Raw genomic sequence first — 18,434 nt, forward strand, 5'->3', positions numbered from 1 at the left:
GATTGTGCCACCGCGCTCACGCTCCCTGGGGGCGCGCGGAGTGCGGGTGTCCGCGGAGCAGTCGTACGAAGAGTCCGAGCGCGAGCGACTGGATCAGTACGGACACCACCAGCGCGGTGTAGAGGTACGGCGCGGACCCGGAAACCGCGTCCCCGAAGAGTTCGCCGAGCATCAGGAAGGCGAACATCACCGGGGAGGCCAGCAGGAAGAGCCATATACCGGCGAACGAAGCGTCCTCGTGGTGGACGAAGACAGTGTCGATCGTGACGTAGAGCGTCGCCACGGCGACGAGCGCCAGATACACCTGGGAGGCGCGATTGCCGAAGGTGAGCCGCTTGAGTGTGCCGAGCCGTTCCGAGTTCATGGTGTTCTCCCGCATGGGCGACGTTGCTCCCATGGTGCGTCCGGGGCGGCGGACGGGCCTGAGTAGGCGTACTCAGCCGCGTTGGGTACGTTCGCCTTTCGTGCCGTGTACCCGATCAGGGCCGCGCCACCGGCGAGAGCGGCCACGGTCGTCAGCGCCACCGGCAGCGAGAACCAGTCGGCGAGGAATCCGATCGCGGGCGGACCGAGCAGCATCCCGCCGTAGCCGAGCGTCGATGCGGCAGCGACCCCGGCCGGTCCGGCGAGCGCGCCCGCCCTGCCCACCGCCACCGGGAAGATGTTCGAGAGACCGAGACCCGTGACGGCGAAGCCGAGCAGTGCGAGCCAGGCGGTGGGGGCGAGTGCCCCGAGCAGCATCCCGGCCGCCGCCGTGGCGCCGCCCGCAGCGAGCGTACGGGTCTGGCCGAGCCGCTCGAGCAGAGCCGTTCCGGAGAGCCGGCCGACCGTCATGGCCAGCGCGAAGAGGGAGTATCCGGCGGCGGCGATGCCCGGGTGCGCATGCAGGTCCGCTTCCAGGTGGAGCGCGCCCCAGTCGGCCATCGCGCCCTCGCCGTACGCGGTGCAGAGCGCGATCACGCCGAAGAGGACGACCGTCCGGCGCGTACGGCCCTTCAGCCGGCGCGGCGCCCGATCCTTGGCCGTCCGCTCGGCGGCCGGCGCCGGGTGGCGCAGCAGAACACGTCCCGCGACGGCGCTGACGAGCAGGCCGACCGCGGTGAGTGCCAGCAGATGCACAGTGGGGGAGAGGCCGCCCGCGACCAGCCCGCCGAGGCCCGCGCCGACCATTCCGCCAAGGCTGAACGCAGCGTGGAAGCTGGGCATCACGGGCCGCCGCAGCGCCGCGACCAGATCCACCGCCGCGCTGTTCATCGCGACATTGATTCCGCCGTACGCGGCCCCGAAGACCAGCAGTACGAGGCTGAGGGCGAGCGCCGAATGCGTGAGCGGCGGAAGCGCGATGCCCAGCGACATCAGCACGCCGCTGACGACGGTCACCGGATGGCTGCCGAAGCGGCGGCACAGCCGGCCGGTCAGCGTCATCGTCACCACGGCGCCCGCCGAGACGCCGAGCAGGGCGAGCCCCAGGTCGCTCGCCGAAGCGCCGGTCTGCTGCTTGATCGCGGGGATGCGGACCACCCAGCCGGCGAACAGGAAGCCGTCGAGGGCGAAGAACACGGTCAGGGCGGTACGGAGGCGGGACAGGGGGAGTGCGGCGGTGTTTCCGCCAGGTCTCCCAGGTGCGGCCGTCCGTGGTTTGTTTAGTAGCGGCACAAAGTCAGGATAGGGGCCGGAGGCCGATCCGTACAAGACGGCTGCCGAGCCTCCGGATCATGGGAGACTCACCTCCATGAACGGCAAGGCGACGACCACCAGAAACAGGCTGGAGAGGGGCCGCAGCGCGCTCGGCCCGGCCCTGGAACTGGTTCATACGGGCCGCGCCCCCACCCGGGCCGTGCTCACCGCCGAGCTCGGCGTCACCCGCGCCACCGCGGGCGCGGTGGCCGCGGAGCTCGAAGCGCTCGGACTGATCAGGGTCGACTCCAGGCCCGGTGCCGCCGCAGGCTCCCAGGGCCGGCCCTCGCACCGGCTCGCCGTCGACGACAAGGGCCCCGTCGTCCTCGCCGCCCAGGTGCACGCCGACGGATTCCGCGCAGCCCTCGTCGGCCTCGGCGGCCGGACCGTCGCCACCGCACCCGGCTGCGTCACCGTCTCCGCCGACCCGGCCCAGGTGCTGGGCGAGGTCGTCGACGCGGGCGCCGCACTGCTGCGCGAGAGCGGCCGTCGCTGCGTCGGCGCGGGCCTCGCCGTGCCGTCCGCCGTCGCCGAGCCGGAGGGCACCGCCCTCAACCCGCTGCACCTCGCCTGGCCGGCGGGCGCTCCCGTGCGCGACATCTTCGCGGAGCGGGTACGCGCCGCGGGCATCCTGGGCCCCGCCTTCACGGGCAACGATGTCAACCTCGCGGCGCTCGCCGAGCACCGGCACGGCGCGGGTCGCGGCGCCCAGCATCTGCTCTGCGTCGCCACCGGCCACCGCGGCGTCGGCGGCGCGCTCGTCCTCGACGGCCGTCTGCACACGGGGAGTTCGGGACTCGCCCTGGAGGTCGGCCATCTCACCGTCAACCCCGAGGGCCGCCCCTGCCACTGCGGCAGCCGCGGCTGCCTCGATGTCGAGGCCGACCCGCTCGCCTTCCTCACCGCCGCGGGCCGCGACCCCGGGCCCGAGGTCTCGCTGCTCCAGCAGTCCCGTGAGCTGCTGCGTACGGAGTACGACGACCCGGCGGTGCGTACCGCGGGCGAGGAGCTCATCGACCGGCTCGGCCTCGGGCTCGCCGGGCTCGTCAACATCCTCAACCCCGACCGCATCATCCTCGGCGGGCTGCACCGCGAGCTGCTCGAGGCCGACCCCGAGCGGCTGCGTGCCGTGGTCGCCGACCGCAGCCTGTGGGGACGCAGCGGCGGGGTGCCGATCCTGGCCTGCACGCTGGATCACAACAGCCTCGTAGGAGCAGCCGAGTTGGCGTGGCAGCCGGTACTCGACGATCCACTGGCCGCACTCGGCTGACGGCGGCGCAGGGTCGTAGGGTGGCCGGGAAGCGGTAGACCGGTGCACCCGTACGACAGCGGAGACGGACGGCCCATGCGGACTGTGCTGCGGCACAACCGGATCGCAGACGACGACGCCATGAGCGGAGACGAGGAGAAGCCTCCGCTCCCCGGCGTCCCGGCAGGCGGGGACACCCGTCCGGGGGGACGATGGACGCCTCACGGCACACGAACGGGTAGTCGACGACCTATGACCCACGAGCCCTCCGGCGCGGACGACCATCCGCACCGGTTCCAGGAACTGCGCCGCAGGATCATCGCGTCGCCCCTCGGGCTCGCCTGGTACCGGGGGCGCGAGCTGGAACTGATGCACCGCGCGATGGGCTTCGCCGCACTGGGCTTTCTGACGCTGGTCCCCCTGCTGATCGTGGTAGCGGCGGCGGACCCGGCGAGCGGACAGGGCTTCGCCCGCTGGCTGGGTCAGGCGCTGGGGGTCTCGCAGGCGTCCCAGGACGAGGTGGAGCGGCTGTTCGGCGGGCCGGTGGAGGTGCTGCAGCGCACGACCGCGTTTGGTCTCGCCGCGCTCGCCGTCTTCGGCCTGACGTTCGGCTCGGCCGTACAGACCGGTTACGAGAAGGTCTGGGACCTGACGACCGCCCGCTGGCACACCATGTGGCGGCACGTCGTCTGGCTCGCCCTGCTCGTCGCCGCTCTCCTGGCTTTCGTCAGTACGCCCCTGCCGGCGGAGTCCGCCGCGGCCACGGTGTTCGGCACCCTGGGCGACCTGTTCGGCACCATCCTGTTCTTCTGGCTCTCCCAGCGCGTGCTGCTCGGCGGCCGGGTCCGCTGGCGCGCCCTGCTGCCCGGGTCGGTCGCCACGGCCCTGGGCATGCTCGGCCTGCGGGTCTTCTCACAGCTCGTCTTCTCGCCGCTGATCGCCTCGAACGCCGTCACCTTCGGCCCGTTCGGGACCGTGCTGGTCATCCAGTCCTGGCTCGTCGGCGTCGGAGTGGTCGTCTACGGGGGTGCGCTGGTGGGACGCATTTACCACGAAGAGCGCCTACGGCGACACCTGAAACGCAAGCCGGAAAGCCTCGCCTAGGACCGGCTTGGGAAGTTTCCCAACTCGGCCGGGGTGCATCCCCGAAGACCGTGCGGCCGTGGCTCACCACTGCCGGCCCCGCGCAAGTTCCGCGCGGTGCGGGGCGGACAGATGCAACACCTGGAAGACATCACCGATCGCCTCGGGTGCGTCCTCGGCCCACAACGCGAAGTACAGCAACTCCCAGTGCCGCGGATCGACGGCGACGGCGGCAGCGACCACCCCGTCCGCGCACGCCAGCTGTCGATGCGCCGCGAGCGCCTGCTCCACGGCGAGCGCCGGACCTTCCTTGTCCGGTATCCGCACCCGCCGCCGCGTGGCGGCCCGCGGCACGGCCCCGGCCGCAGGCCCCTCCTGGTACGCCAGTCCCGTCCAGTGCTGCACGACGGGCCGCCCGAAGTCATTGACGATGCCCTGGAATCCGGGCCCCCACAGAAAGCTGTTCATGCCTTCGGGGGCGGCCCACAGATAGAGCGGCGCGTACTGGTTCACCGGCGCGGCGTCTGCGCGCTCGCGCATCAGATACGCCTTGAGGCCGAGGCCGGGGAAGCCGTCCAGGAGATGCCCCTTTGTCGCGACCCGACGGCGGATGATCTCCATGTCATAGTCGGCGGGCAGCGTGATTTCGTACTGCATGGCATGCATCTGGCGCTCCGTTCCGTTACGGGGATTCGGTACGGGGCGCGAGCAGCGCGAGCAGCCCGCGGACGCCCGCGTCGAAGGCGGTGGTCGAGCCGGACGCACGGGCCAGCACATAGCCGCCCTGGACGGTCGCGACGATCGTCGCCGCGATCTCGGCGGGCACCAGCGCGGCGCTCAACTCGCCACGCTCCCGGTCCTCCTGGACGATCCCGGCCAGCCGCCCGCGCAGCCAGTCGAGCGTCTCGTCGACCGGGGCGCGCAGCTCGGGGTTCGCGATGACCTCCGGATCCATCGTCAGCCGCCCGACCGGGCAGCCGCGCAGCACATCGCGCTCACGCAGCAGATATGCGCTGATCCGCTCGTACGCCGTGCCGTCACCGCCAAGGACGGCTTCGGCACTCGCGCGCATCTCCTCGGCCGTGCGCCGGATCGCCGCCAGCGCCAGCTCGGGCTTGCCCGCGAAGTGGTGGTACATGCTGCCCTGGCCGGCGCCCGCCTGCTGCTGGATCGCCTTGGGGCTGGTGCCCACATAGCCGCGCTCCCACAGCAGCTCGCGGGTGGCTTCGATCAGCCGCTCCGGTGTGCTCATGACGTCACTGTACATACTAGTAGGTACAGAATCCATGGCCGGAGTCGGCAGGGGGGTCGGGAAAGCGCTTGGGAGCAGCCGGGAAAGCCCTGCGTACTCCCGGGGTGGTACGCGCACTGCCGCTGGCCGTACGACGACTTCGGCCCCCTCCCGGCGGCAGCCTCGGAAGCGACAAGGAACCCACCTTCGCACCGAGGAGCTGAACTCAGATGGACACCCTGGCGTACGCGGACGGGCCCGGCCCGTGGATCCTGTTCTTCCCGCTGATCTGGGCGGCCGTCGTCGTCGGCGTCGTCACCACGCTGCGCCGCACCGGCGTATGGCGCGGGCGCCGCGGCCCATGGCCGGGACCGGGCCCGACGCACGGCGAGCAGTCGCCGATCGCGCTGCTCGGCCGGCGTTTCGCCGCAGGTGAGATCGACGAGGACGAGTACTGGCGCCGACTGTCCGTCCTGGACGAGCAGTTCGGCCGTACGGGCAAGGGCGGTGCAGCGTGACCACCACCGCCGTCAGCACCCGGGCCGCAGCCCGGGTCGTCGATGCCGTGAAGGTCTACGGCAGGGGCGACACCGAAGTGAGGGCCCTGGACGGGGTGAGCGTCGACTTCCCGGTCGGCCGCTTCACCGCGATCATGGGGCCCTCGGGCTCCGGCAAGTCCACGCTCATGCACTGTGCCGCCGGGCTCGACACCCTCACCTCGGGCTCCGCACTCATCGGCGACACCGACCTCAGCGCACTCGACGACCGGCGACTCACCCTGCTGCGGCGCGACCGCATCGGCTTCGTCTTCCAGGCCTTCAACCTCATCCCCACCCTCACCGTCGCCGAGAACATCACGCTCCCCATCGACCTGGCAGGGGAGCGGGCCGACCGTGAGTGGCTGGAGGCCCTCGTCGACACCGTCGGGCTCCGCGACCGACTGCACCACCGGCCGAGCGAGCTCTCCGGTGGCCAGCAGCAGCGCGTCGCCGTGGCCCGCGCCTTTGCCGGCCGGCCCGACGTCGTCTTCGCCGACGAGCCCACCGGCAACCTCGACTCCCGTTCGGGCGAAGAGGTGCTGCGGCTGCTCGGCCGCACCGTGCGCCAGACGGCCCGTACGGTCGTGATGGTCACCCATGACCCGGTCGCGGCCGCCCACGCCGACGAGGTCGTCTTCCTCGCCGACGGTCGGCTCGTCGACCGGATGGAGGCCCCCACCGCCGATCGCGTACTCGACCGGCTCAAGGCCTTCGACGCCTCCGGCGCCAAGGGAGCGACGCCATGAGCGGCAGCCGTGCATCGCATGGGGTCTCCCCAGCGAAAGCGAGGGGAAGCATCAGCCTCAACTCGCTGCGCGCCCACAAACGGCGCTTCGCCGGCACCTTCACCGCCGTGCTGCTCGGCGTGGCCTTCCTCGCCGGCACGCTCATCATGGGCGACACCCTGCGCGGCAGCTTCGACACGATGTTCGCCGGCGCCACCGGCGGCACGGACGCCGTCGTGCGCAGCTCGAACGTCGTCACGGTGTCCGGTGAGGGCCAGGGCACCCGCCGTCCGGTGCAGACGGATCTCGTCACCCGGATCGAGAAGACGCCGGGCGTGGCCGCCGCCGTGCCCAACATCCAGGGCGCGGGACAGCTCGTCGGCGCGGGCGGCAACCCCGTCGGCGGTCAGGGCCCGCCCACCCTCGCCGGCAACTGGATCGACGACCCGGAACTCAACCCGTACCGGCTCGCCGAAGGCCGGGCCCCGGCACACAGCGGTGAGGTCGTCGTCAACCGCGGCGCCGCCGACAAGGGCGGGCTGAAGATCGGCGACCGTACTGTGCTGCGTACTCCCGATCCGGTGCGGGTCACCGTGGTCGGTCTTGCCACCTTCGGCGGCGAGGACGGCATGGGCCAGGTCACCTTCACCGCAATGACCCTGGCCGACGCCGAGAAGTACCTCACCCCGAAACCGGGCGAGGCCGCGTCCATCCAGGTCCGGGCCGGACCCGGCACCAGCCAGCAGGAACTCGTGGACGCGCTGACACCCGTACTCCCCAAGGGAGTCGAGGCGATTACCGGTCAGCAGTCGACCGAAGAGAACCAGGACATGATCTCCGGTCAGTTCCTGAATCTGTTCACCACTTTGCTGCTGGTCTTCTCCGGGATCGTGCTGCTGGTCGCTACCTTCTCCATCTACAACACCTTCGCGATCGTCATCGCCCAGCGCACCCGTGAGAACGCGCTGCTGCGCGCGCTCGGCGCCTCCCGCCGTCAGATCGTCGGCTCGACGCTCCTCGAGGCGGCCGTCGTCGCGCTGGCCGCGTCCGCCGCCGGTCTGCTGGGCGGCCTCGGGATCGCGGCCGGACTGCGGGCGCTCTTCCCCGTCGTCGGATTCCCCTTCCCGCAGGGAGGCCTGGTGATCAGCGGTGTCTCACTGCTGCTGCCGCTCGCCGTGGGCGTGCTCGTATGCCTCGGCTCCGCGCTGATGCCCGCCGTGAGGGCCGGGCGCACCGCCCCGCTGGCCGCGCTGCGCGAGACGGCGGTGGACCAGTCGGCGGCGTCGAGGAAGCGCGCGTACGTCGGAACGGGCGTCGCCGTGGCCGGAATCGGCATCATCCTGGTCGGAGTCGTAGCGAGTCCGTCCCTCTGGCTGGCTGCCGCGGGTGCGGTGCTGGCCCTGGCCGCCTTCGTGGTGCTCGGTCCGGTCGCCTCCTCGTATGCCGTACGGATCCTGGGCGGGCCGCTGGACCGGCTGCGGGGCGTCTCGGGCAGCGTCGCCAAGCGCAACGCACTGCGCAGCCCCAAGCGCACCGCCGCCACCGCGACGGCGCTGATGATCGGCGTCACCGTCGTGTCCCTGTTCACCGTCTTCGGTGCCTCGCTGAAGGCCACCATGGACCAGACGGTCTCCCGGTCCTTCGCGGGCGATGTGGCCGTCAGTGTGCCGGCGTTCGGCGCGGGCGGCAGCGGGCTGAGCCCGAAGCTCGCCCCGGCCATCGCCGCACAGCCCGACGTGGAGACCGCGGTCGGCCTCGGAAAGGGCGTCGCGGAGGTCGACGGCGCGGGGCGCCGGCTGACCGTCACCGACCCGGTCGCGCTGGGCAGGGCATTCGACCTCGGCACCGTGCAGGGCTCGCTCGACGGGCTCGGCACGAACGGCATGGCCGTCGCGGACACCGAGGCGGACAAGCGGGGCTGGCGGCCCGGCTCCACCGCCGAACTCGCCTTCACCGACGGGAAGAAGCAGACCTTCACGGTCCGCGCCGTCTTCGAGCAGTCTCAGCTGGCGGGCGACTACGTCATTACCCGCGAGGCCTGGGCCCCGCACCGCGGACAGGACTCCGACACCCTGATCGCCGTCGGCTTCAAGGACGGTGTGTCGAGCGCCGACGGCAAGGCGGCGGTCGAGAAGACCGCGGCGGCGTACGGCAATCCCGAGGTGCAGACCCGCGACGAGTACGCGCAGACCGCGGCCGGAGCCATCGACATGATGCTCACCCTGGTCTACGCCCTGCTCGCGCTCGCCGTGGTGATCGCGCTGCTCGGCATCTCCAACACACTCACGCTCGCGATCCATGAACGCACCAGGGAACTCGGCCTGTTGCGAGCCGTCGGGCAGACGCGCCGTCAGCTGCGCTCCATGGTGCGCTACGAGTCCGTGCTCGTCGCCGCGTTCGGCACGGCGGGCGGCCTGGCGCTGGGCGGGCTGCTCGGCTGGGTGCTCGTCAAGGCTTCCGAGGGCGCGGGCGACACCGCGTTCGTGTTCGCGCTGCCGCCGGTGCAGCTCTTGGTGGTCGCACTCGTCGGCCTGGTCGCCGGGGCGGTCGCGGGCTGGCGTCCCGCGCGCCGTGCCGGGCGCCTGGACGTACTGCGCGCCATCGCCACCGAGTAGTACTGGGCTCTCATGGGTGCCAAGTGGTACCGGGCTGTCAGGGCGCCAAGTGGTGCCCGGCCCTCAGCGCCGCCGCCGAGTAGTACCCGGCGGTCATGGGCGCCGGGGTGCCGCCCGGTCAGCCCGCAACGGCCGACCGGGTGGCGGCGGGCTTGCGCGTCGCGTCGTGAGCGCGGGCGTGCCCGTCTTGGGAACCGCCCAGGGGCCCGTCCGCCGACGACGCATACACCATCGGATACGCCACCAGGGAAACGGCCGGCGAGGGCGCCGAGAGCGTGAACCAGACGATCTTCCCGGTGTCGCCCTTGGGCCGTACACCCCAGCTCTCGCTCACGGCCGCAATCAGCCCGAGCCCGCGGCCGGAGGTCGCCTGCAGATCCGAGTCCCGTACGGTCGGCAGACGTGGATCGTGGTCATGCACCGAGACCGTGAGCCGGTCGAGCAGCAGCTCGATCTCCACGGTGCACATCTTGTCCGGCTCGGCGTGCCGGTGGACGTTGGACAGCAACTCGGTAACGCCGAGCGCTGCTTGGTCGATCAGAGGATCGAGATGCCAGTAGCGCAGTTGCGCCGAGACGATTCTGCGGACCTGACCGATCCGCGACGGCAGGGCCTGGAGCTCCACCGTGCAGTGCCTGCTTGGCTGGCTGATCACGGCTGCGACTCCCCGAATGAGGTCCGGAAGAAGACGAAGGATCGGATCCAGCAGTTGGCTATCTGCTGATTTGTCCGGCGGGCTGGATCACAGCGTCACCGCCGGTGCACCCTGAGTGATGTGAGACAAGCGTGAACCACCCACCTCGGTCCCGCAACTCGCAGCACTTGGGTGGTTACTCTCAGCTCCTGGCGCCCCCGGCGCCGCGCACCGCCTCAAGGAAGCGTCCGGCCAGCACCCGGGCGTCCGGCCTGCGGCCGCGCTGCCCCATCGTGAGCCGGTAGCGCTTGCCGTTGACCGTCGCCACCGTGCTCGCCTCATCTGCGAACCAGGGCTTGCCGGCTCTGACCGCCCGAACGGGAGCACTCTCGATCACCCGGCCGTAGCTCGTGAGCAGGGCCAGCCTGCCGTCCTTGATCAGCACCTGTCCGGCCTTGGTGAGCGACCGCGGCCACCGCTCGATACGCACGCCCGTAGCGCTGAATTCGGGTTCTGCCATCCCCATCGCCCCTCCGCCCCCTTCGCACCGTTTCCTGCTGGCAGTCTGCACAACTTGGGGCAGGTGCACCAGTACGTGTGGCCATACCCGGGCAAGTCCCGGCCTGCAAGTGACCCCTATGGATGCCCAAAGTGAACGTTTGTGCAGGTGAGGGGCTTACTGTGGCAGGAGGGGAACGGATTCGACGAGTTGAGGAACGGGCGCATGAGCACGAGTGGGAAATCAGTGGCGGGCGAGGCGATGGCCACCGCCGATGTGGACCGCAGCGATCCGGAGTACCGGGCCTGGCTGAAGGAAGCGGTCCGCAAGGTCCAGGCCGACGCCAACCGGTCCGCCGACACGCATCTGCTGCGCTTCCCGCTGCCGGAGCAGTGGGGGATCGACCTCTACCTCAAGGACGAGTCCACCCATCCGACGGGCAGCCTCAAGCACCGTCTCGCGCGGTCGTTGTTCCTCTACGGCCTCTGTAATGGCTGGATCCGGCCGGGCAAGCCCGTCATAGAGGCCTCCAGCGGCTCGACGGCCGTCTCCGAGGCGTACTTCTCCAAGCTGATCGGAGTGCCGTTCATCGCGGTGATGCCGCGCACCACCAGCCCCGAGAAGATCCGGCTGATCGAATTCCACGGCGGGCAGTGCCACTTCGTGGACGACTCACGCAAGCTGTACGAGGAGTCGGCGGCGCTCGCGGAGCGCACCGGCGGCCACTACATGGACCAGTTCACCTATGCCGAGCGCGCCACCGACTGGCGCGGCAACAACAACATCGCCGAATCGATCTACCAGCAGCTGAAGTTGGAGCGCTATCCCGAGCCCGCGTGGATCGTCGCGACGGCCGGCACCGGCGGCACCTCGGCGACCATCGCCCGCTATGTGCACTACATGCAGCACGACACCCGTATCTGCGTCCCCGATCCGGAGAACTCCTGTTTCTTCGACGGCTGGACCCGGCACGATCCGAACGCGAGCAGCGACTGCGGGTCCCGTATCGAGGGCATCGGCCGCCCCCGTATGGAGCCGAGCTTCGTGCCCGGCGCCATCGACCGGATGATGAAGGTGCCCGACGCGGCGAGCGTCGCCGCCGTACGAGCCCTGGATGCGGCCATCGGCCGCAAGGCGGGCGGCTCCACCGGCACCGGGCTCTGGAGCGCGCTGAAGATCATCGCCGAGATGGTGGCCGACGGGCGCAGGGGCAGCGTGGTCACGCTGCTGTGCGACCCGGGCGACCGCTACCTCGACAAGTACTACTCCGACGCCTGGCTGGACGAACAGGGACTGGACATCGCGCCGTACACGGCGGCGATCGAGCAGCTCCTGGCGACCGGGGTCTGGCCCGCCTAGGCGGCCGCGAGCCGGCGGTCCAGTGTGCGCACGGCGCCACGGAAGGAGGCGGCCAGGCCCGCTCGGCCCAGCTTCAGCACGAGACGCATCGGCGTCGGGGCGTCCGTCGCAAACGTCCACTGCACCCGGGTACCGGCCGCCGTGGGAGTGAGCCGCCACTCCTCCAACAGGGCGCGCAGACCGGGGGCGTTGGTCTCGTCGACGCGGTACGCATACCGCTCGCCGGGGTCCGTGGCCAGTATCGTCTCGCCGAAGCGCACCCCGCCCCTGAGCGTTATCTCGCGGCCCGCGCCCTGATGGGTGGGCGTGGCGGCAGTGACCGCGTCGAACCAGGACGTCCAGCCCGGAACATCCGCGAGGGCTTCGTACACGGCGTCCGGCGAGGCCGACACTTCGGCCGCGAAGACCAGCCGCAGCGGCGCGGACTCGGCGAAGTCGAGCTCCACGGGGCGCAGTCGGCGTGCCATGGGACGGTACCTCCGGCTGAAAGGGGTGGTGGGGCCCGCACACCATAGCTGAGGGGCCGTCAGTTGTCTGCCGGTGGCCTCAGCCCCGCCTGAGCAGTCCGTCGAGCGCGCGGCCGAACACCAGCCGTGCCACCCGGCGGACCACAGGGTCCAGCAACCGGGGTACGAAGCGAATACGCAGTTCCTCCACCCAGACCACCACCGCGCCCGAACCCTCCGGCTGCACCTCGATCTCCGCCCAGCCCCTGATCACCCGGCCGTGCTTCTGCAGTCGGCAGCGTCCCGTCCTGCCCTGCTCGGGCGGCGCCCAGCACACGACCTCCATCGGATCGTCGAAGCCGAGCCGGCCGAAACCCGAGCGGGCCACGAACACCGTGCCGACCCGCGTGGGCCCCGGCGTCAGATGCGAAACCGTCGTCAACGGCACCTGAGCGGTGTGCCCCTGCCAGTCGGTCACCCGCAGCCAGGCCTCGCCCGCCGGGAATGGGACGGCACGCGTGAGCCGGAAGGCGGTCACCCGCTCAGCCGTCCTGGCCGCCGGCGTCCTCGCCGCCGCCCGCCACCACAAGACCCGGCAGATGCTCGGCGATCTCCTCGCGCGCCTCGGCCGACAGACCCGCGTCCGTCACGAGCGTGTCCACGTCGGCAAGCCGCGCGAACGAACTCAGACCCACCGTCCCCCACTTGGTGTGGTCGGCGACCACCACGACCCGGCGCGCGGCCTGGACGAAACGGCGGTTCGTCTCGGCCTCCGCGAGATTCGGTGTGGAGAGCCCGGCCTCCACCGAGATGCCGTGCACCCCGAGGAAGAGCACATCGAAGTGCAGCGAGCGAATCGCCTGGTCGGCGACCGGTCCCACCAGTGAGTCGGAAGGGGTACGTACCCCTCCGGTGAGGACCACCGTGGCCGCGCCGGGCCGCTGACCGCCCGCCGCACCCGCCCGCTGCGCCGCGTGGAACACATCCGCGACCCGCACCGAGTTGGTGACCACCGTCAGATCCGGAACCTCCAGCAGATGGTGCGCCAGCGCATACGTCGTGGTGCCGCCGGACAGCGCGATCGCACTGCCGGGCACCGCCATCTGCGCCGCCGCCCGCGCGATGTCCTCCTTGGCGCTCAGCTCGAGCGCCGACTTGGCCTCGAACCCCGGCTCGTGCGTGCTCGCCTCGACCACCGGCACCGCGCCGCCGTGGACCTTCTCGATGACCCCCTGCCGGGCCAGCGCGTCCAGATCCCGGCGCACTGTCATGTCGGAGACATTCAGCTTGCGGGTGAGCTCATTGACCCGCACCCCGCCGCGTCTGCGCACCTCGTCGAGGATCAGGGCGCGCCGCTGCTCCGCGAGCAGGTTCTGGTTGTCGGTCACTGCCGGGGCCGGTCCTTCCATGTCGTCGTACACCGCCGTGGCCAAGGCTGCTCATCCTCGCACGGGCCGGTCGGCCCGGCCCCGCTCGGGGAGATTCCGTGAGAGCCGTGCGGTGAACTGCCACGATCCGGGATTCTTGTCCCGAACCGCCGCGCGGCCGCGCACCGGCCGATCCTCCGAATCGAGAGAGCGAGCCCCTGAAGTGTCCCCTGACACCCCGGTCCCGCAGAGCGGAGGACCGGCGCTGGAACTGCTGGTCCACGGCGTCGGCGGGGCCACCCCGCAGGATATGCTCGGCGATCCCCGTACGGTCCGGATCACCGGTGACGAGAAGGCCGCCGTGTTCCGGCGTACCGACGACGAGCACGCCGAGAGCCACCCCGAGCGGTACGAGGACCGGCCCATCCCCGAGGCGTACTGCTGGTCCAACCTCACCTCGGGCAACGGCGCCCGGGCCCTGTGGCTGCTGTTACTTCCCTTCATGGTGGTCAACCTCGCGCACTGGATGCGCCCGCGCGCCAAGGGCCGCAGGAGGACGACCCGGTTGTACGGAGTGCTGGTGCGGCTCGTCGCACTCAGCCTCACCGTGCTGCTGACGGCCGCCGCCTGCGAGGTCGCGCTCGATCTGGTGGCCTGGCAGTGCGCGGGCTCGCCCGACTGCACCCGGGAGCGGTCCTGGCTGGGCTTTCTGTCCAGCGCCCGGGGCGGCTGGTGGTCCCAGCCGGGCCGCCGTCTCGCGCTCGCCTCGGTGGTGCCCGCCGCCCTGGTGGGCCTGCTGTGGTACCTCTCCAACCGCACCTGGAGCGCATACGAGTCCCAGCGGCCGCCGACCGGCGAGGACGAGGGCGAGGGCGATGAGGGTCTGGAGGAGGACGAGGAGAAGGGCGTGGGACCGGCGCAGCCCGTGGTGCGGCCCGCGCTCGGCAGGCCCGGCTTCTGGTACGGCCGCCGGCTCGTCGCCCGGCTGCGCGCCGCGCACACCGCCGCCGGGTTTCTGACCGTCGCCGCGGCGGTCACCGGTGCCGCCGCGCGCCACGACCGCAGAGCCGCAAGCACACCGCTGAACATCTGCGGCCTCCTGTTGGAGACGGCACTCGTCGTGGTGCTGCTCGCCGTGCTGTGGGTGGTCTTCCGCAGGGGCCGCAGCGAGAAGCGGATCGACGCCCGCCTCGATCGGGCAGCTGTCTGCTATCTGCCCGGCGCAGCCCTCACACTGTTGGCCCTGTCGTTGCTGTACGCCTCCTGGTCCCGCCCCGGCTGGGCGTCCGCCGCAACCCTTCCCGGCGATGTCACCTTCCGTGTCATCGCCCTCGGCCAGGGCGTCCTGGTCGTCGCCCTCGCCGTCGTCGCATGTGTACTGCACCGCCGGGAGCGCCACCCTCGTACCGCCATGTCCGGCCTCGGCGGGCCCGCCGTCGCGATGCTCGCCTGCGCCCTGGGCGGGGTGATGACCGGTGGTGTCGCCCAGCGGGTCGCCGACTGGCTGGACGGCCCCGGCACCCCCGGCATGGACGGGGAAGCGGCCATCATCGGGCCTCCCGTGCTGCTCAGCTGGCAGGCCTCGGTCATTCCCGTACTGCTGATCGTCCTGTTCGTCCCCGCCGTCGTCCTCGGTGTACGGACCTGGCTGGCCGCCCGCCGGCTCGCCGGCCCGGTCGAGGCGGACTACGCCGAGGGGCGTCGCGACGAGGTCCGCACCCGGCGGATAGCGGGCACCCGGGCCCGGGCCGCACTCACCGACGCCGCCCCCTGGATCGTCGGCATCGTTTCCGGCGCCACGCTGCTCCTCGGCGCGGGCGCCGTCGCCGGGGCATGGGCGAGCGGCGAGGTGCCGGGCAAGGCGTTCGGCGACAGCCACGGCCTCGTCGAATCCGTCGCCGAGACCGCCCAGTCGCTGGGCTCCTGGCTGATCGGCTTCGGCTTCATACTGTTCGTGACCTGGGGCCGCCGTGCCTACCGCGACGCCTCGGCCCGGCGCACCATCGGCATCCTCTGGGACGTCGGCACCTTCTGGCCGCGCGCCGCACACCCCTTCGCGCCGCCCTGCTACGCCGAGCGCGCCGTCCCCGACCTCACCTGGCGGATGTGCACCTGGACCGGACGCACCGGCGGACGGCTCGTCATCTCCGGCCACTCACAAGGCAGTGTGCTGGCGGCGGCCGCCGTCTGGCAGCTGCCCGCCGCCACCCGGCGACGGGTCGCGCTGCTGACCTACGGATCACCGCTGGAACGGCTCTACGGCCGCTGGTTCCCCGCGTACTTCGGACCGCTCGCCCTGCGCGAACTGGGCAGCCAGGTGCACTGCTGGCGCAATCTGTGGCGGCGCACCGACCCGATCGGCGGGCCGGTGCTGGTCCCGGCCGAGGGCGAACACCCCGACGTGGACCATGACGCACTGAAAGACCCTGTGGTCTACGGGCGTTCGGAAAAGCATCCGCTGCCCGAGCCCATCCTCGGGCACTCCGAGTACCAGGCCGATCCGGTGTTCGCCACCGCACGGCGGGAGCTCCTCGACCGGCTTACACCGGGCGTTCCCCGTCAGGCTCAGGGCAGTTCGGGAAGATCGTCCGGATAGAGCAGGGTCAGGTCGTCGGTGTTCGCCTCGGCGAGCTCGGCGACCCGGCCCGCGTGCCGCTCGACCATCGACTCAAAGGTCTGCCGGGCGGTGCGGCCGTTGCCGAAGGCGGGCCCCTTGGGCAGCACGGTGAAGTACTTCAGCAGCGCCTCACCGGTGCCCGTGCCCAGCCGGTACTCATGCTCCTCGGCCTGCTGCTCCACGATCCGCAGCAGCTCCTCGGGCGCGTAGTCGCTGAAGGTGATGGTCCGTGAGAAACGGGACGCCACACCGGGGTTGACGGACAGGAACCGCTCCATCTCCGCGGTGTACCCGGCGACGATCACCACCACCGCGTCCCGGTGGTCCTCCATCAGCTTCACCAGCGTGTCGATGGCCTCTTTGCCGAAGTCCCGTCCCGAGTCCTCGGGGGACAGGGCGTAGGCCTCGTCGATGAACAGCACGCCGCCGCGCGCCCGGTCGAACGCCTCCTGCGTGCGGATCGCCGTGGAGCCGATGTGCTCGCCGACCAGGTCGACCCTGGAGACTTCGACGAGATGGCCGCGCTCCAGCACTCCGAGCGAGGCCAGGATTTCGCCGTACAGCCGAGCCACGGTCGTCTTTCCGGTGCCGGGGGAGCCGGTGAACACCAGATGCCTGCGTACGGACGCGGCCTTCAGCCCGGCCTCCTGGCGGCGCCTGCCCACCTCGATCATGTTGGTGAGTGTGCGGACCTCGCGCTTGACGCTGTCCAGGCCGACCAGCGCGTCCAGTTCGCCGAGCACGGCGACGGAGGTGCGTACGGGCTCGGCAGCCGGGGCCTCGGCCGCGGTCGGAGCTGGCACCGCCGTGAGCAGCCCGGGGGACTGGGTCGCTGTCAGCACGGTCGTCTGCTGCTCCGCCACGGGCCGTACGGCGCTCTCGTCACTGGTGCAGTCCTCGACGACCACCCCGTCCGACTCGGCGAACTCGTAACCGCCCCGGGCACAGCGCTCGGTGCGGCACCGGCTCAGCGTGGTGCGGCAGCCGTCCATCACATGGAAGCCATAACCTCCGCTGCCCGTGACCCGGCAGCCACGGAAGGTGCCGCGGCCCTCGGCGGAGACATAGAAGCCCGCCTCGGCGGGCGAGGTGACCGTGCAGCGCTCGATCACCGGATCCGCGCCCTTGGTCACGATCACACCGGTCTGCGCGGCGTCGATCGTGCAGCCGTTCAGTGTGCCGCCGCTGCCGTGGTCACGGAACCAGGCGCCGGTGGATGCCTCCCTGATCCGGCAGTCGTCGAGCTGTGCGGTCGCCCCGTCGCTCACCGACACCGCCGTGTTGCGGACCTGGGAGAGATCGCTGTCGACGACGTCGGCGCGCGAACCGCGGTCGAGCACGAATAGTGCGTCCGGCACGTCGTGGATGCGGCACGAGTCGAGGACGGCAGTCGCCCCGTCGCTCACCCAGACCGCCGGATAGTCGCCCGTACTGTCCTGGATCTCGCACTGGTTGGCGTCCACCCGCGTGCCCGGGTCCCACACGGACAGACCGTTGCGGCCGAAGCGGCGCACCGTGGAGCGGGTGAGCGTGAGCACGGACCGGGAGCGCAGGTCGATCGCGTTCTCCGGGATGTCGTGGATGTCGCAGTCGGAGAGCGTGAGCACTGCGTCGGTGTCCAGGGTGACGCCGTCGGCCGAAGTGCGGTGCACGGTTGAGTCGGTGAGATGGGCCGCTGCCCGCGAGGCGATCTGGACGCCGGTGCCGTTGATCTCGTACACCTCGCACCCGATCGCCTCCAGGCCGCTGCCCTCGCCGGTGACACTCAGGCCCGCGCCCGCGGAGTGGTGTACCCGGCAGCGCTCCAGCCTGGGATGCGCGCCACCGCGCACGGAGACTCCCGACCGGCCGGCCGAGACGACCTCACACTCCTCGAACACCCCGCCGGCGCCGTCCAGCACGGCGATGCCGACACCGGCCGGATTGTCGACGGTGCAGCGGCGGACCGTGGGCCGGGCCGCGCCGCGCACCTCGACACCGGCCGCGGAGCGCGTGACGATACGCAGATCGATGAGCTCGGGGGTGCCGTCCTCCACCAGCAGCGCGGGCGCGGCAGCATCCTGCCCCTCCACCTGGAGGTCCTGGACGGTGGCGGAGGCGCGCACGGTCAGCGGCACACCGTCGGCGGGCGCGATGCGCACCGAGCCGGCCGCGCCCTCGGAACCGCGCAGGGTGACCGCCCGCTGGACGACGAGATTCTCGCGGTACGTCCCCGGGGCGACGGTGAGTATGTCGCCGTCGCCCGCGGCCTCCAGGGCGGCGGCGAGTGAGGGGTACTCACCTGTGCGGCGCCGCCACCGCGAGGTGCCGGTGTGCGTCACCTGGACCGTGCCCTGTGCCATCGTGCTGCTCTGCCCCCACCTCGTGATACTGCTCCGCCGCGCCTCTGAGGG

17 protein-coding genes are annotated in these 18,434 nt (G+C 71.4%); 7 read left to right on the forward strand and 10 right to left on the reverse strand.

Annotated features, from left to right (window positions below; translation table 11 throughout):
- Positions 1 to 16: 16 nt before the first annotated feature.
- Both OG729_RS34750 and OG729_RS34755 read right to left on the reverse strand, forming a co-directional pair.
- Positions 17 to 364, reverse strand: a complete 348-nt coding sequence (locus OG729_RS34750) for an SCO4225 family membrane protein (protein ID WP_405809903.1) — start codon at positions 362 to 364, stop codon at positions 17 to 19.
- Positions 361 to 1,656: an MFS transporter gene (locus OG729_RS34755; protein ID WP_405809905.1), complete on the reverse strand. Its 1,296-nt coding sequence runs from the start codon at positions 1,654 to 1,656 to the stop codon at positions 361 to 363. The genes OG729_RS34750 and OG729_RS34755 overlap by 4 nt, the downstream gene beginning before the upstream one ends.
- Before the next feature lie 76 nt (positions 1,657 to 1,732).
- Between OG729_RS34755 and OG729_RS34760 the strand changes: the two genes are divergently transcribed.
- Positions 1,733 to 2,947 carry an ROK family protein gene (locus OG729_RS34760; protein WP_360875656.1) on the forward strand — a complete coding sequence of 405 codons (1,215 nt, stop codon included), beginning with the start codon at positions 1,733 to 1,735 and terminating at the stop codon, positions 2,945 to 2,947.
- A gap of 231 nt (positions 2,948 to 3,178) precedes the next feature.
- Positions 3,179 to 4,030, forward strand: a complete 852-nt coding sequence (locus OG729_RS34765; RefSeq protein WP_360875654.1) for a YhjD/YihY/BrkB family envelope integrity protein — start codon at positions 3,179 to 3,181, stop codon at positions 4,028 to 4,030.
- 63 nt (positions 4,031 to 4,093) lie between these two features.
- Here OG729_RS34765 and OG729_RS34770 read toward each other — a convergent pair whose 3' ends face one another.
- Positions 4,094 to 4,675, reverse strand: a complete 582-nt coding sequence (locus OG729_RS34770; protein WP_360875652.1) for a DUF4865 family protein — start codon at positions 4,673 to 4,675, stop codon at positions 4,094 to 4,096.
- Between the two features lie 16 nt (positions 4,676 to 4,691).
- Positions 4,692 to 5,261, reverse strand: coding sequence for a TetR/AcrR family transcriptional regulator (locus OG729_RS34775; protein WP_405809907.1), 570 nt, complete (start codon positions 5,259 to 5,261; stop codon positions 4,692 to 4,694).
- A gap of 209 nt (positions 5,262 to 5,470) precedes the next feature.
- Here OG729_RS34775 and OG729_RS34780 point away from each other — a divergent pair, with 209 nt between their 5' ends.
- From OG729_RS34780 to OG729_RS34790, 3 genes are read left to right on the forward strand one after another with little or no spacing between them, the layout of a single operon-like run.
- The gene (locus tag OG729_RS34780) at positions 5,471 to 5,758 is read left to right on the forward strand and encodes an SHOCT domain-containing protein (RefSeq protein WP_405809909.1); all 288 of its coding nucleotides are present in this window, start codon (positions 5,471 to 5,473) and stop codon (positions 5,756 to 5,758) included.
- The gene (locus OG729_RS34785) at positions 5,755 to 6,525 is read left to right on the forward strand and encodes an ABC transporter ATP-binding protein (RefSeq protein WP_405809911.1); all 771 of its coding nucleotides are present in this window, start codon (positions 5,755 to 5,757) and stop codon (positions 6,523 to 6,525) included. The genes OG729_RS34780 and OG729_RS34785 overlap by 4 nt, the downstream gene beginning before the upstream one ends.
- The gene (locus OG729_RS34790) at positions 6,522 to 9,119 is read left to right on the forward strand and encodes an ABC transporter permease (RefSeq protein WP_405809913.1); all 2,598 of its coding nucleotides are present in this window, start codon (positions 6,522 to 6,524) and stop codon (positions 9,117 to 9,119) included. Before OG729_RS34785 ends, OG729_RS34790 begins: the two co-directional genes overlap by 4 nt.
- A 118-nt stretch (positions 9,120 to 9,237) precedes the next feature.
- Here OG729_RS34790 and OG729_RS34795 read toward each other — a convergent pair whose 3' ends face one another.
- Both OG729_RS34795 and OG729_RS34800 read right to left on the reverse strand, forming a co-directional pair.
- Positions 9,238 to 9,774, reverse strand: coding sequence for an ATP-binding protein (locus tag OG729_RS34795; RefSeq protein ID WP_360875642.1), 537 nt, complete (start codon positions 9,772 to 9,774; stop codon positions 9,238 to 9,240).
- Between the two features lie 181 nt (positions 9,775 to 9,955).
- Positions 9,956 to 10,279, reverse strand: a complete 324-nt coding sequence (locus OG729_RS34800) for a hypothetical protein (protein WP_360875640.1) — start codon at positions 10,277 to 10,279, stop codon at positions 9,956 to 9,958.
- Positions 10,280 to 10,477: 198 nt separating this feature from the next.
- Here OG729_RS34800 and OG729_RS34805 point away from each other — a divergent pair, with 198 nt between their 5' ends.
- The gene (locus OG729_RS34805; RefSeq protein WP_360875637.1) at positions 10,478 to 11,611 is read left to right on the forward strand and encodes a PLP-dependent cysteine synthase family protein; all 1,134 of its coding nucleotides are present in this window, start codon (positions 10,478 to 10,480) and stop codon (positions 11,609 to 11,611) included.
- Here the strand turns inward: OG729_RS34805 and OG729_RS34810 are convergent.
- The 3 genes from OG729_RS34810 to OG729_RS34820 form a co-directional block, all read right to left on the reverse strand.
- Positions 11,608 to 12,078 carry an SRPBCC family protein gene (locus OG729_RS34810; RefSeq protein WP_360875635.1) on the reverse strand — a complete coding sequence of 157 codons (471 nt, stop codon included), beginning with the start codon at positions 12,076 to 12,078 and terminating at the stop codon, positions 11,608 to 11,610. The genes OG729_RS34805 and OG729_RS34810 overlap by 4 nt on opposite strands.
- A 79-nt stretch (positions 12,079 to 12,157) precedes the next feature.
- Positions 12,158 to 12,595, reverse strand: a complete 438-nt coding sequence (locus tag OG729_RS34815) for an SRPBCC family protein (protein WP_405809916.1) — start codon at positions 12,593 to 12,595, stop codon at positions 12,158 to 12,160.
- Positions 12,596 to 12,599: 4 nt separating this feature from the next.
- On the reverse strand, positions 12,600 to 13,445 hold the full coding sequence (locus OG729_RS34820) for a DeoR/GlpR family DNA-binding transcription regulator (protein WP_360875681.1): 846 nt from the start codon (positions 13,443 to 13,445) through the stop codon (positions 12,600 to 12,602).
- Positions 13,446 to 13,647: 202 nt separating this feature from the next.
- Between OG729_RS34820 and OG729_RS34825 the strand changes: the two genes are divergently transcribed.
- On the forward strand, positions 13,648 to 16,020 hold the full coding sequence (locus OG729_RS34825) for a hypothetical protein (RefSeq protein WP_405809918.1): 2,373 nt from the start codon (positions 13,648 to 13,650) through the stop codon (positions 16,018 to 16,020).
- Here the strand turns inward: OG729_RS34825 and OG729_RS34830 are convergent.
- On the reverse strand, positions 15,990 to 18,383 hold the full coding sequence (locus OG729_RS34830) for a right-handed parallel beta-helix repeat-containing protein (protein ID WP_405809919.1): 2,394 nt from the start codon (positions 18,381 to 18,383) through the stop codon (positions 15,990 to 15,992). The two genes, OG729_RS34825 and OG729_RS34830, sit on opposite strands and share 31 nt — an antisense overlap.
- Between the last annotated feature and the right edge of the window lie 51 nt (positions 18,384 to 18,434).

Origin of the sequence: Streptomyces sp. NBC_00210, from assembly GCF_045160975.1 — a bacterium.
Lineage (GTDB): Bacteria > Actinomycetota > Actinomycetes > Streptomycetales > Streptomycetaceae > Streptomyces.